Origin of the sequence: Flavobacterium sp. (assembly GCF_027533505.1) — a bacterium.
In the GTDB taxonomy this organism is placed as follows: domain Bacteria; phylum Bacteroidota; class Bacteroidia; order Flavobacteriales; family Flavobacteriaceae; genus Flavobacterium.
Genome location: NZ_JAPZUB010000011.1, coordinates 1 through 14,109, shown reverse-complemented (window position 1 = coordinate 14,109; position 14,109 = coordinate 1). Strand labels below are relative to the sequence as shown.

Below are 14,109 nucleotides of genomic sequence, written 5' to 3'. Positions count from 1 at the left end.
TTTTTTTATCTTTGGAATTGTCCAACTTTTTAAAGAAGTATACCCAATATATGAGTCTTTTCAGAAAAATATTTGGTTCCGGTCAAGAAGGTTCCGAAGCGGAAAGCCAAAGCGAATACAACTCGCCCAAACCTTCCAATTTACCTGTAGATGAGCAATTTACCTTTAATTTTAAGAAAAATGGAGGGAAATTCATCTATTGTGAAAACTTAGCTGAAGTTAAAGAACAATTTGAAAATATATTAGAAGAAAACGATTGGTTTGAAAAAGAAGTATTGTGTTTTGAACCCAAACTTTTTAGTCTTTTGGAAGAAAACCGTCTTCCCCATCAATCGGTGAGTCAGCCTGCCTTCTTTTTTGCCAGTTGCGAAAATTTAATCGCCGACGAAGGCTCTGTGTTGTTTTCTTCCAACCAAATTAAGCAAAAGAAGCCCAACGAACTTCCAGATAACATTGTCATCCTTGCGACCACTAGTCAAATTTTGGAATCGAAAAGTGACGGTCTGCGGGTGATTAAAAAGAAATACGACAAAGAATACCCAACCAATATTACGACCATTAAATACTTTGAAAAAGCACAAGAAGAGGACTTTCTAACCTACGGGAGTTGCCACAAAAACCTCTATTTGCTGCTTTTAGAAGATTTGTAATCATGAGTGAATCCCTCACCCGATTCCTTTCAGGTATCGTTTATGTAACCTTGTTACTGGGCGCTACCTCCTACTCTATGGATAGTTTTTTTATCCTGTTTGGGCTTTTCATGCTCATTGCGATTTATGAATTCTGTGGATTGGTGCATATAAACCGAGTTGCTCCCTTGATTATCGGAGCTGTTGCCTTTTATTGGGCGTCTCAATTTCGAACCAACAAAACCAACGACATTTTACTGCTCATTGTTACGCTCTTCATATCCATCAAATGCTTATTGCTTTTGTTTAATTTCAAAAAAGAACACATCGGCGTTTGGTCTCGCTATCTTTTTACCTTGGGCTATGTAATTCTTCCCTTTTTGATTTTAGTCAAAATTCCTTTTTCCAACAATGAATACCGTCCAAAAATCATTATCAGCATCTTTTTATTGATTTGGACCAACGACACCTTTGCGTATATCGTTGGAAAAACGATGGGCAAACATAAGTTGCTTGAAAAAATTTCACCCAAAAAAACCATCGAAGGCTTTCTTGGAGGGATGCTTTTTACGATTTTGGTTGGCTACCTAATTTCTCGTTATTATTTTCAACCCAAACCTGAGTATGCCGACACTTCGGTGTTGATTTGGACGGTAAGTGCCGCGATAATTAGCATTTTCAGTACGTTGGGTGATTTGATTGAATCCAAATTTAAACGGATTGCTGGTGTTAAAGACAGTGGGAAAATCATGCCAGGACATGGGGGCATCTTGGATCGCTTAGATAGTATTATATTTGTCACGCCCTTTGTATTTTTGTTTTACCAAATTTTAGATTATGTTTCATAAAGAAGGTGCCAAAATCATCTTAATCGCAACGTTTAGTTTTACGGTCCTCCTGCTCGGTTCACCGTATGTAATTGCAAACCTTTGGATTCTTAAGTCGGTGCAATTGGTACTGCTTTTTTTATTGATTATGGTATTGCAATTTTTCCGGAATCCGAAGCGTCCCTTGGAAGTTAATGACTACCAAATAATAGCGCCTGTAGACGGAAAAGTGGTCGTGATTGAGGAAGTTTTTGAAGCGGAATATTTTAAAGATAAGCGCTTGCAAGTTTCCATATTCATGTCACCAATTAATGTTCACGTGACACGCTATTGCACCAGCGGCAAGGTCAAATACAGTAAATACCATCCCGGAAAGTATTTGGTGGCTTGGGACCCAAAGTCCAGCACTGAAAACGAACGTACCACCGTTGTGATTGAAAACCGCATTTTTGGTGAAATTTTGTATCGTCAAATTGCGGGAGCACTTGCCAAACGTATCGTCAATTATGCCGAAGAAGGTATGACGGTGCGCCAAGGTGCTGATGCAGGTTTTATTAAATTTGGTTCCCGGGTTGATATTTATCTTCCCCTCGGAACGGAAGTAAATGTTAAACTCGGTCAAAAAGCTGTAGGTAATCAAACGATTATTGCTGTAAAAAACCATGGATAATCGCCCTTTGGAAGAACGATTCGATGAAGCTGTCGACATTGCCAATACAATGACTCAAGCTTCCCTGCCCCAAGACGTGCAGTTGCGTTTGTATGCTTTATACAAACAATCTACCTTGGGAAGGGCAACGCATCGTTTTGTGTATCCTCAAGACTTGCGAAATGCCTTTAAAATGAATGCATGGATTCAAATTAACCATCTCTCCCAAGACGAAGCCAAAGAACAATACATTCAAGCGATCATGGAATTGGCGCAAAAAAAAAGTAAGTAATGAAAAAGTGTATACTCTTTTTGGGATGTTTTCTCATTATTTCCACAACCTCGTGCAAACGGAAAAAATATACAGAAGTCGTTGAAGTGCCACTACCCTCCAAAGAGCAGAAAGTGACGCTTGGGGTACCCGATGATGTTAAAGCCCAAGAAGGTGCTTTTGAGTTGGTTAAACTCCCTTTCGGTTACGATGCCCTTCAGCCAGACATCGATGCATTGACCATGGAAACCCATTATTCCAAACATTATCTAACCTATACCAACAATCTCAATCAGTTGCTTAGCGGTACCGATTTGGAACCGTTACCCATTGCCGAAATTTTCAAAAAACTCGATGTTTCTAATGTCGATTTAAAAAATAACTTGGGAGGCTATTACAACCACAGTTTGTATTTTGAAATCTTAACGCCCAAAGGACAAGCCCAACCCAAAGATACCTTGGCCGCTACTATAGATCGTGATTTTGGTTCGTTTGATAACTTTAAAAACCAATTTATCGATGCCACGGGGAAGGTTTTTGGTTCAGGTTGGACCTGGTTAATCGTCAATAAATCGGGAAAACTTGAAATTACCAATACGGCCAACCAAGATAATCCTTTAATGCCTCGCGCAGAAGTTCCAGGAAAACCCATTTTAGGGATTGATCTATGGGAACATGCTTATTATTTGGAGTATCAAAATCGCCGAAAAAAATATGTTGAAAGTGTTTTCAAACATATCAATTGGGATAAAGTAGCCGAAAAATTTGAAGAAGCTACTGCGCTATAATTCATTCATCGACAGCTAAACCGCTTTCGTCGCAATATAACTCAGTCTTCGTCGATATAAAAATTTTATCTAAATGTTTTAGAGTAACTTTAATAAACAACGTAACGAACCGCTGCGGTAGGTTCAAGTCTTGAATATTAAATTTACTTGCTATGCTACACTTTTATTCTGCCTCTACACGTATTGTAAACACCAAGAGAAGTGTTACAGAATGTCTAGAAATTGCACTTGGAGATCAACTTAACCAAGCCTCACTCCTTATTTTTAACGCTTCTGTAGGGCATGACTTCCAAGATCTTATTGCGCATGCAACTACGCTGGCTCCTCATGCACAAATCGTAGCCGCTTCTTGTTGTGGCGTCGTAGGACGTGAGGGCGTAAGTGAGTCTATGAAAGATATGGCGTTGATGGCCATTACAGGAGATGAATTTGCACTCTCTGGAAGTACGGCTATCTATGGGCATAATTCTTTTGAGGAATGCGTTAAAATGGCCAAATCCCTTCAAGCGCAAAAAGCAGGAATTAATATGATTTATTTCATAGCTTCGGGGATTGACATCAACAACTCAGAATGTATTCGGGGATTTGAATCGGTATTTGGCGAAGAAGTAACGGTATTTGGCGCCACCACTTCCGATAATATGAAAGGGTATATTAGTTTTCAGGCCTTTGAGCAACAAGTCACCGAACATGGGGCATTTGCCATTGGATTTTGTGACCCATCCCTAACTATTGACACACAAGCAACTCATGGATTTATGGCTATTGGCGAACCTATTACAGTAACCAAATCCAACGGACACATCATTGAAGAGTTGAATGGAAAACCCGCTTGGTCCGCTTTTCTAGAGCGATTAGGATTACCACAAGAGGCCGATTGTGGTCACACCATTCCTGTTGGGGCATTGGCCGAACTTCTTCCTCCTGAAGTTGCTGAAGAATATGGCAATCAACATATTTTACGTGTGGTTACCAAGCATGAAGGTGAACACATTTACTATGCTACCACTTGTGACGTAGGAACCCAACTTTGGTTTACTATTCGGGATGAAGAATTGATTTTTAAAGAAATGGATCGTATGGTTAGGTCAATGAGCCAACGCGCTGCTGGAAAAAAACCAGTGGCTGTATTTCATGCCGATTGTTTGGCTCGAGGACGCTATCTAACCAACCGGATTTTGAAAGAAGAATTGGTCCACCAAATGCAAACTCCTTTTTATACGAATGAGGCCTGTCCGCCCTGGTTAGGGATGTATGGTTTTGGTGAATTCGCTCGACTACATGGAAAAAACACCTATCATAATTACACTACGGCACTTTATCTTCTATATCGAAAAAAGTAACATACTACTAAGTATTACGAATAAAAAACTTATATTTGTAAGAATACATTTATTTTTATGTATGGTATACTCATAGATGATGACGCCATTTTTAATTACGTTCATGAAAAAACAATACGTAATTTATGTCCCAACTGCACGATAAAAACCTATTTATCGAGTAAACAAGCGCTTGCTTTTGTTTTTGAAAAACTTCAAGAAGAAGTAAACACTCAAGCGTATATCTTTCTTGATATCAATATGCCTGAATTAACGGGATTTGAATTTTTGGATGAAGTCATAGCGGTTATGCCCGACTTTTTAAACCAACATAAGGTATACATTCTTACCTCTTCACTCAATGATAAAGACAAGCAAAAAGCAGAAACCTACCTTGGATTGAAAGGGTATTTAGAAAAACCTCTTGACAAAGAGCAGTTACTGCAAATTTTTGAATAAAGACGGTTTCAAATGGGTGGTAAATTTTATCTTTGAAAAAAAATTAATCATGCACCAAAACCGAATTTGCCTCCTATTTTTAAGCTGTGTTGTATCGCTTTTTGCACAAGAACACAACTTGAAAAATATTCAAAAACTAACTTTTGGCGGTGACAATGCCGAAGCCTACTTTAGTCCCAATAGCCAACTCCTCACCCTTCAAGTTACCAATAAAGCCTTGGGTGCGGAATGTGATCAAATTTTTAGCTTAAATCTCAACGAAAAAAACTTTTCACCCCAAAGTTTAAAACGCATTTCCAACGGACAAGGAAGAACCACCTGCTCTTACTTTATGCCCGATGGCAAACATATCATTTTTGCTTCTACTCATGGAGCGCAAAAAGAATGTCCAGCGCCTCCCAAACCTCGGGATGGAAAATACTTGTGGGCCATTTATCCAGAATTTGATTTATATATCGCCGATTTAAACGGAAACATTATCAAACAACTCACCAACACGCCCGGATATGATGCCGAGGCCGTAGTTTCGCCTGATGGAAAGAAAATTGCCTTCACTTCAACGCGTTCTGGGGATTTGGAACTGTGGACCATGGATATAGACGGCTCCAACTTGAAACAAGTGACCTTCGGTTTAGGTTATGACGGCGGAAGTTTTTTTTCGCACGATAGTAAAAAACTTGTTTTTCGAGCTTCACGACCCAAAACAGAGACTGAAATCAACGAGTACAAAGCGCTCCTTCAAGAAAATGTAGTCGCGCCCACCGAAATGGAATTGTACACCTGCAATGTCGATGGCTCCGATTTGAAACAAATCACTCAATTAGGAAAGGCGAATTGGGCGCCGTTTTTCCATCCTTCGGATCAAAAAATTATATTTTCTTCCAACCATCATGCTACAAGAGGGTACGACTTTCAACTCTACATGATCAATACCGATGGTACCCATTTGCGTCAAATCACTTTTGAGAGTGAATTCAACGCATTTCCCATGTTTTCCCCCAACGGAAAAAAGTTAGTTTTTTCAAGCAATCGCCAACAAGAAGCTGCCCGTGAAACCAATGTTTTCCTAGCCGATTGGGTCGATACCGATCCCGCTGAATACATCGATGAGACACTGCTTCAAAAACATATCACCTATCTAGCCTCCGATGCCATGAACGGACGTTTGGTAGGCTCTAAAGAAGAATTAAAAGCCGCTGAATATTTGGAAAGTCAATTCAAAAAATGGAAGCTCAAGCCCTATCAAGAGAAATCCTTTTTAATTCCTTTTGAATATACCTACAAAAGCAACGCAAAAGATTCGTTGCAAAGCCAAGAGGTCAAAATTAAAGCTCATAATGTAGTCGCCTACATAGACAATAAAGCCGCCAAAACCATTGTAATTGGGGCGCATTATGACCATTTGGGTCGCAACGAACACGGCAATTCTACCCAAATGAATTCGCAAGGACAAATCCATAACGGCGCAGACGACAACGCTTCTGGAGTCGCCGGTGTCCTGGAATTAGCGCGAATGGTATCCCAAAACAAGACCATTGAAAAAGCCAACTATATTTTTGCTCTTTTTTCTGGTGAAGAAGACGGATTAATCGGGTCAAAAGCGCTGGCAGACCTTATCAAAGCGCAAACACCCAACGTAGTCACCATGATCAACATGGACATGATTGGTCGCTTGAATGCCTCCAAGGACTTAATCATTGGGGGAACTGGAACGAGTCCCGAGTTTCCTAAAATTATCGAGAAAAACAAACCCGCAGGATTTCACGTTACCATGGAGGAAAGCGGCACAGGACCTACCGACCACACATCGTTTTATTTAAAAGATATTCCTGTTTTAAATTTCTTTACTGGAACGCATAGCGATTACCATAAACCGAGTGATGATGCCGATAAAATCAATTATTATGGGGTTAAAAATATTGTAGAATACGTGTTCCGCATTACGCAAACGCTAGACGCGATGGAACAAGTTCCGTTTACCAAAACCAAAGCAAACGCTGGAAAAACACGTCCCAAGTACAAAGTAACTATGGGAATCATGCCCGATTATACCGAGCATCCAGATGGACTGCATGTCGATGGCGTTACCGATAACCGACCTGCACAAAAAGCGGGTATTCAAGAAGGCGATGTCATTACCAAAATTGGTACGTTACCAATTAAAGATGTATATGGGTATATGGAAGCTTTAGCCAAAATCAACCCTGGCGATGAAGTTGAAGTGGTATTTTCAAGAAATGGCGTTTCGCAAACGGTGAAGGTTAAGTTTGAATAAATCATCAATCAAAATAAAAAAAGGAGTACTCGTTGAAGAATACTCCTTTTTTTTTGCTTTACATCTTTATTTCAAACCTGCCAAACTCGCCTCAAGCGTGGCAATTTTAGCTAAGGCATCGGCTTCTTTTTTGCGCTCCATTTCGATTACTTTTTCAGGAGCCCCCGAAACAAATTTCTCATTGGATAGTTTGGCCTGCACCGATTTCAAGAACCCTTGGGTATAGGTCAATTCAGCGGTTAATTTATCAATCTCAGCCGCAACATCGATGGCACTAGTCACTGGAATAAAATATTCGTTGGATTTCACGCGATAGGATAAGGCGCCCTCCACTTTTTCGTTGCCATAGGTAATAGAAGAAACATTGGTCAATTTGGCAATGACACTGTCAAAAAATGATGAACTTCCCTCTTTGTTGACTACCTTCAATTCAAGGACGTCTTTGAAGGGTATATTTTTGTCTTTGCGCATCGTACGTACTCCTGAAATAACCTCTTTGGCAAACTCAAAATCATCAACCAATGAGGTATCATAAGCAACCGAAGTTGGCCATTGGGCTATGATTAGTGCTTCTTCGGGAGTCCGTGTTTTGATGTATTGCCAAATCTCTTCGGTCAAAAACGGCATGAACGGATGCAATAATTTCAAATTGGTTTCCAAAAGTTCAATCGCTTTATCAAAAGTCATTTGGTCTATTGGTTGTTGGTAGCCCGGTTTGATCATTTCAAGGAACCAAGAACAGAAATCATCCCAAAATAACTTATAAATAGCCATCAAGGCATCGGAGATACGGTATTTGTCAAAATTATCTTCAATCGCTACTAAAGTATGTTGCAATTTAGCTTCATACCATGCTATGGCAGCACGAGAGGATTCGGGTTGTGCTATTGTGGCCACTTCCCAACCTTTGATCAAACGGAAGGCATTCCAAATTTTATTGGCAAAGGCTTTCCCTTGTTGGCACAATTCTTCATCAAACAAGATATCGTTTCCGGCTGAGGCACTAAGTAACAAGCCCACGCGAACACCATCGGCTCCAAAGCGTTCAATCAATTCCAACGGCTCAGGAGAGTTGCCCAATGATTTTGACATTTTTCGTCCTTGCTTGTCGCGCACCAATCCGGTTAAATACACATTGGTAAACGGTTTAGCATCAGCGTATTCGTAGCCGGCAATAATCATACGGGCCACCCAGAAAAACAAGATGTCGGGACCCGTTACCAAATCGTTCGTTGGGTAATAATACTTAAAATCATTACTTTCGGGATTCATTATACCACCAAATACCGCCATAGGCCATAACCATGACGAAAACCAGGTATCAAGGGCATCGGCATCTTGGGTAAGCTGATCTATAGTCAACGCTGCATTTCCTGTTTTTTCTTGTGCTAGAACTAGGGCTTCTTCCTTACTTTCGGCAACCACAAAATCCTCTTTTCCATCGCCATAGTAATAGGCGGGAATTTGTTGGCCCCACCATAATTGACGCGAAATATTCCAATCCCGAATGTTTTCTAACCAATGACGGTAGGTATTATTAAATCGCGAAGGGTACAACTTCACTTCTTCGGTTTCAAGAACCGCTTTGATGGCTGGTTTTACCAATTCGTCCATACGTAAAAACCATTGATCGGATAATCGGGGTTCAATCACCGCTTTGGTGCGCTCCGAGGTACCCACTTTATTCAAATGGTTTTCGGTTTTCACCAAAGCACCGATAGCTTCCAGTTCTACGGCAATTGCTTCCCGCACTACAAAACGATCTTTTCCAGCATAATGCAATCCGAAGCTATTTAGGCTCGCATCTTCGTTCAAAATATCGATGATTTCCAAATGGTGCCGTTCCCCCAATTCTTTGTCGTTAACATCGTGAGCGGGAGTTACTTTTAAGCAACCGGTGCCAAATTCAGGATCGACATAATCGTCAAAAATAATGGGAATCACCCGGTTACAAATAGGAACAATAGCCTTTTTACCACGCAAATGTTGGTAGCGCTCGTCTTCGGGGTGAATACAAATAGCGGTGTCACCCAAAATGGTTTCCGGACGTGTAGTGGCAATAGTTACGTAGTCTTGTGTACCCTCGATGGCATAACGCAAATGATATAGCTTTCCTTGGCGTTCTTCGTAAATCACCTCTTCATCAGAAAGGGTGGTTTTGGCTTCGGGGTCCCAATTGACCATACGATAGCCGCGGTAAATTAATCCTTTACGATACAAGTCGACAAACGAACGAATCACAGAAGCCGACATATCGGGATCCATAGTAAACTTGGTACGACTCCAATCGCAAGAACAGCCCAATTGTTTGAGTTGCTCCAAAATGGTACCGCCATATTTATCGGTCCAATCCCAAGCGTGTTTCAAGAATTCTTCACGCGTTAAATCATTTTTTTGAATACCTTCACTTTTCAATTTTGCCACCACCTTAGCTTCTGTGGCAATCGAAGCGTGATCGGTACCGGGAACCCAGCAAGCATTAAATCCTTTCAAGCGCGCGCGCCGAATTAATACATCTTGAATCGTATTGTTGAGCATGTGTCCCATATGCAACACGCCAGTAACGTTTGGCGGAGGAATGACTATGGTATACGGTGTACGATGATCGGGTTTGGAGGTAAAATAGTCGTGTTGCATCCAATAGGCATACCACTTTTGTTCGACATCTTGGGCGTTGTACTGTGCTGGAATCATGTGTGTGAAATTTTGAATTGGAATAAAAAACTCCCTTTTTAGCCCCGATTGAGCCGATATCCACGTAACGCAGTGAAGTGATAAAGGCGAAAGCGGGAGGTGATGTGGATAGTACAACCGCAGTTGATGCTCCTGACACCTAAAATTTTGGTATGTTTTTTGTACCTATGCGGGCAAAAGTACTGAAAATAGTACGTTACGAAAAATTTAAGATTTAAAATTTTGTACCCCAACGGAAAGTAGTAATTTTACAAAAAACAGTGTCATGAAACGATTCTTACCTTATGGTCTCCTTTTATTTACGGCTTTTGCAATGGCGCAAACAGGGCCAAAAATTGTTTTTAAGGACAAAGATAATACGATAGATTACGGGACTGTCACTAAGGAAACCGACAACGGAGAGCGGATTTTTGAGTTTACCAATACGGGCGACCAACCGTTGATTATCAAAAATGTGCAATCAACTTGTGGATGTACGGTGCCTAGTAAACCCGACAAACCGATTATGCCGGGGAAAACAGGAGAAATCAAAGTGAAATACAATATGAATCCGGGCCCCATTCGCAAAACCATTACGGTTGAAACCAATGCGGTCAATGTAGAAGGCGGTATGGTGGCACTGAAAATCAAGGGAGAAGTAATTGTCAAACAGGAACCGAATCCGCTGGAGAAAAAAACCAATATTCTGATGAATCGATCGTAAATAAACTACCTGCTTCGGCAGGTTTTTTTATGGCAGAAGATCTTTTAAAATTAGGGTTGTAGTAACAATTTTCCCACTTCGAATGTATTCTATTTCAACCGTTTTTCCATCGCGCATTTTGAGAAAGCCGTTAATCTGATCGAGGGAGAGACTCGTACAGGAATAGCCGTTTATCTTGTAGAGTTGATCCCCTTTACGCAGCCCCGCTAGGTCCCCTGGGGAATTCACCCGTACCAATTCTACTACATAGGTGGGTCTAAGGGCAAATAAAACTTTAATTTGATCATTAATGCGTTGTCCGCTGTTGGAAAATACATTTTTGGCGTAGATCGACTGGGTGGATAAATCTTTGGTTTCGGTTACCCACTCCAAGCCGCTATGCACGATTTCAAGACCCGACATGTTGTACAAAAAAGGGGCGCTGCTATTGGCATTGGGACGAACGTAAATCGTTTGATTGGGATAATCCCAAACCAGATGAAACCGTTTCAGGAGTTCGTTACCCAGCGAACCGTTTCGACCCTTAATTTGGAGTAAATGCTGTATAAAATCGCCTTTCGGAAACGCCACCAAAGGTCTTTTCACGCTGAACGGTCCCAGTGCAATAGAATCTATTCGGCCCCGCTTCCCATAAATATCACCCGACAAGCCCCGTCCAAGATAATCGTCTACAAAGGGATAAGGTTGAAAAGTAAACGTAGGTTCCGCGTTGGGAAACAGCCACGCTACATCAGTATTCCCCGTGTCAAGCAAATAAAAGGCAGGAGTGACTTTTGAACCCAAAGCGGTCATCGCGTGGAGATAGGGTTTGTTTTGAATGAACGTCAGCGGAATCGCTACAAAAGGTTCCCGGCGCTTCATAAGTCTGTTAACCTCTCGCGAAAGAATAATTTTTTGTCTAATATAATCGATACGAACGCTGTACGATTTAAAAAAGTGGTACCCAATAATACCATTAATCGGTATCCCTACGGAGGTAGAAATATTTACGCGTTCATCGAGAATCAAGTATATTTTGTGCGCCAAATCGGTCATGGAACCTATTTCCAACCGATTATTTTCAGAGCTGTAAGCGTCGATGGCATCCAAGTTTCCAAGGCCGCGTACTTTCACCGCTTCCATCTGATTTAACTGCACTTTATCGGTATCCTCCAAACTGAACAAAAGCGTATGCTCGACGCCGGTATCGAGCATAAAATTCAGCGGAGTCCCATTAAGAACAACGGGGATGATGATAAGATTTTGAACAAAGGTAAATGGAAGTACAATTTTCTTTCGGTGCTCAGGCAACTGAAATCCCCCTTGGGCACGAACACCAGTTACATGTAAAACCAACAAAAGAAACAAGATTCGGGACTTCATAGGGTAATTTTTCTAAAATTAAAAAAAATAGCGCTTTTTACGATAGCATTAACGTCAAAATCATCTTAAAATTTGCAAATTTGCACAGCTAAAACAAATCACTATGCCAAAGATTTCGACCAAAGGCCAACAAATGCCCGAATCGCCCATCCGTAAGTTAGTTCCCTATGCAGAAATTGCCAAAAAGAAAGGGGTAAAAGTCTACCACTTAAACATTGGGCAACCCGATATTAAAACCCCTGAAGTAGCCCTACAAGCCGTTAAAAATGCAGCTATTGAAGTGCTCGAATACAGCCACTCCGCGGGATTTGAGAGTTACCGAACCAAATTAGCCGCTTCGTACCGCTCCTATGGTCTTCCTGTAGAAACACAAGATATCATTATCACTACCGGCGGATCGGAAGCCTTGCTTTTTGCCATTGGTAGCACTATGGATGCGGGTGACGAAATCATCATTCCTGAGCCGTTTTATGCCAATTACAACGGATTTGCAACAGCCTCAGGAGTCAAAGTCGTTCCGGTCATTTCCACGTTAGAAGAAGGCTTTGCCCTCCCTCCTATGGCCGCTTTTGAGCAACTCATTACGCCCAAAACCAAGGCGATACTTATTTGTAATCCTGGAAATCCTACTGGATACTTGTATTCGCAAGAAGAAATTCAACAACTTGCCGCCATCGTTAAAAAACACGACTTGTTCCTGATTGCCGACGAAGTGTATCGCGAATTTATTTACGATGCCGATGTGCAACACCACTCGGTGCTTAATGTGCCTGGCATTGAAGAAAATGCGATTATGATTGACTCTGTTTCCAAACGATACAGTATGTGTGGCGCGCGTATTGGTTGCCTAGTTTCCAAAAATAAAGAAGTGATGGCAACGGCTATGAAATTTGCACAAGCGCGTTTGAGTCCCCCTACCTATGCCCAAATTGCTAGTGAAGCGGCTCTTGACACACCTCAATCCTATTTTAAAGATGTCATCGCCGAATATAAAGACCGTCGTGACCTTTTGGTTGAAGGACTTCAAAATATCCCCGGAGTTAAAGTCGCTGTCCCCAAAGGAGCATTTTATTGCATTGCACAATTGCCTGTTACCAATGCCGATGACTTTGCGCAATGGTTGCTTGAATCGTATGATTATCAAGGTGAAACCGTAATGGTGGCACCCGCCGCAGGCTTCTACTCGACGCCCGGTGTAGGGTTAAATGAGGTGCGTATTGCTTATGTACTCAAGAAAGAGGACCTACAACGGGCCATCGCGATACTCGAGGCAGCGCTTAAAACTTATAACGCAAGCTAAAGTTCAAACCCTTTTTTAAATGATTCACCTGCATCGTACTCCTCTACATGCAGGTTTTTTTTATTTTCTATTGCCCCATTGTCACATCGACACACCTGCCAGCCGGCAAGCAGGTTGACAAATAGACTCATTGACCCATCTCCCCATCGCCCCATTGACACACCTGCCAGCCGGTAGGTAGGTTGCTACATTCATTAGGGCGCGCCCCCTCAATTCTCCTCCCTCATACTAATGAAATTCACCCCTCGGGGTCGGGTCGTTCGTTGCAATCTTGCCTCCGCTGCGCTGCGGCAAGGATTTCCACTGCCACCCCTCGCGCGGAAAGGAATTAGGAATGAGGAATTAGGAGTTATGAATTTTTAGAAGCAAGAAGAAAGAAACAAGAAGAAAGAGGGGAGCGTTTATAGAAATTCCCTGCTAAATAGTTCAATCATTTTCAGGGCTATACCTTGTGAAACATCGTGAAAATAAAGTGCCACATTGTACTCCAATACCATCCATTTATAATTTAAAACCTGCCGGCAGGCAGGTATATTGTAATAAAAAAGCCGCTCATTTCTGAGCAGCCTTTATATCTAACGTCTAAAGTCTAACGACTAATAAATCAACAACCGAAAACCGACAACCAGCAACCGACAACCAGCAACTAATCCCCCCCGAAGTTTCGGGGCTAGGGGGCTCACTACCGCTTCAACGAGAAGTGCGCTCTAAATTCCTTCGGCGCATTCCCCTCAAAGTACTCCACCAAGAACCAGTAGTCGGTGGCAGGCATCAAGGCACCGTTGTAGGTACCATCCCATCCTGCTGCCGTGGGACTGATTTGCTTTAAG

Annotated in this window: 13 protein-coding genes; 10 read left to right on the top strand and 3 right to left on the bottom strand. The window is 41.7% G+C overall.

Features of this window, described 5'->3' with window-relative positions; all coding sequences use genetic code 11:
- Positions 1–50: 50 nt before the first annotated feature.
- From O9316_RS03430 to O9316_RS03395, 8 genes are all read left to right on the top strand, one after another.
- The gene (locus O9316_RS03430; RefSeq protein ID WP_298203626.1) at positions 51–650 is read left to right on the top strand and encodes an LUD domain-containing protein; all 600 of its coding nucleotides are present in this window, start codon (positions 51–53) and stop codon (positions 648–650) included.
- Between the two features lie 2 nt (positions 651–652).
- Positions 653–1,477 (top strand): phosphatidate cytidylyltransferase, encoded by an 825-nt coding sequence (locus tag O9316_RS03425; protein WP_298203625.1) that lies wholly within the window; start codon positions 653–655, stop codon positions 1,475–1,477.
- Entirely contained in the window at positions 1,467–2,126 is a 660-nt protein-coding gene (locus tag O9316_RS03420) for a phosphatidylserine decarboxylase family protein (RefSeq protein WP_298203624.1), read from the top strand. Before O9316_RS03425 ends, O9316_RS03420 begins: the two co-directional genes overlap by 11 nt.
- A complete protein-coding gene (locus O9316_RS03415; protein ID WP_298203623.1) occupies positions 2,119–2,397 on the top strand; it encodes an acyl-CoA-binding protein in 279 nt (92 codons plus the stop codon). The genes O9316_RS03420 and O9316_RS03415 overlap by 8 nt, the downstream gene beginning before the upstream one ends.
- Entirely contained in the window at positions 2,397–3,164 is a 768-nt protein-coding gene (locus tag O9316_RS03410) for a superoxide dismutase (protein WP_298203622.1), read from the top strand. The genes O9316_RS03415 and O9316_RS03410 overlap by 1 nt, the downstream gene beginning before the upstream one ends.
- A gap of 152 nt (positions 3,165–3,316) precedes the next feature.
- Positions 3,317–4,507 carry an FIST N-terminal domain-containing protein gene (locus O9316_RS03405; protein WP_298203621.1) on the top strand — a complete coding sequence of 397 codons (1,191 nt, stop codon included), beginning with the start codon at positions 3,317–3,319 and terminating at the stop codon, positions 4,505–4,507.
- A 57-nt stretch (positions 4,508–4,564) separates the two neighbouring features.
- The gene (locus O9316_RS03400) at positions 4,565–4,945 is read left to right on the top strand and encodes a response regulator (protein WP_298203620.1); all 381 of its coding nucleotides are present in this window, start codon (positions 4,565–4,567) and stop codon (positions 4,943–4,945) included.
- Between the two features lie 49 nt (positions 4,946–4,994).
- A complete protein-coding gene (locus O9316_RS03395; protein WP_298203619.1) occupies positions 4,995–7,220 on the top strand; it encodes a M28 family peptidase in 2,226 nt (741 codons plus the stop codon).
- Positions 7,221–7,286: 66 nt separating this feature from the next.
- On the opposite strand, the gene O9316_RS03390 is transcribed toward O9316_RS03395, so the two are convergent.
- Positions 7,287–9,914, bottom strand: a complete 2,628-nt coding sequence (locus tag O9316_RS03390) for a valine--tRNA ligase (RefSeq protein WP_298203618.1) — start codon at positions 9,912–9,914, stop codon at positions 7,287–7,289.
- Between the two features lie 265 nt (positions 9,915–10,179).
- On the opposite strand from O9316_RS03390, the gene O9316_RS03385 reads away from it, so the two are divergent.
- The gene (locus O9316_RS03385) at positions 10,180–10,617 is read left to right on the top strand and encodes a DUF1573 domain-containing protein (protein ID WP_298203617.1); all 438 of its coding nucleotides are present in this window, start codon (positions 10,180–10,182) and stop codon (positions 10,615–10,617) included.
- Between the two features lie 27 nt (positions 10,618–10,644).
- Here O9316_RS03385 and O9316_RS03380 read toward each other — a convergent pair whose 3' ends face one another.
- Complete coding sequence (locus O9316_RS03380; RefSeq protein WP_298203616.1) at positions 10,645–11,979, bottom strand: aspartyl protease family protein; 1,335 nt, start codon at positions 11,977–11,979, stop codon at positions 10,645–10,647.
- Positions 11,980–12,082: 103 nt separating this feature from the next.
- Between O9316_RS03380 and O9316_RS03375 the strand changes: the two genes are divergently transcribed.
- The gene (locus tag O9316_RS03375) at positions 12,083–13,279 is read left to right on the top strand and encodes a pyridoxal phosphate-dependent aminotransferase (protein ID WP_298203615.1); all 1,197 of its coding nucleotides are present in this window, start codon (positions 12,083–12,085) and stop codon (positions 13,277–13,279) included.
- A gap of 682 nt (positions 13,280–13,961) precedes the next feature.
- Here O9316_RS03375 and O9316_RS03370 read toward each other — a convergent pair.
- The gene (locus tag O9316_RS03370) at positions 13,962–14,099 is read right to left on the bottom strand and encodes a T9SS type B sorting domain-containing protein (RefSeq protein WP_298203681.1); all 138 of its coding nucleotides are present in this window, start codon (positions 14,097–14,099) and stop codon (positions 13,962–13,964) included.
- Positions 14,100–14,109 lie beyond the last annotated feature (10 nt).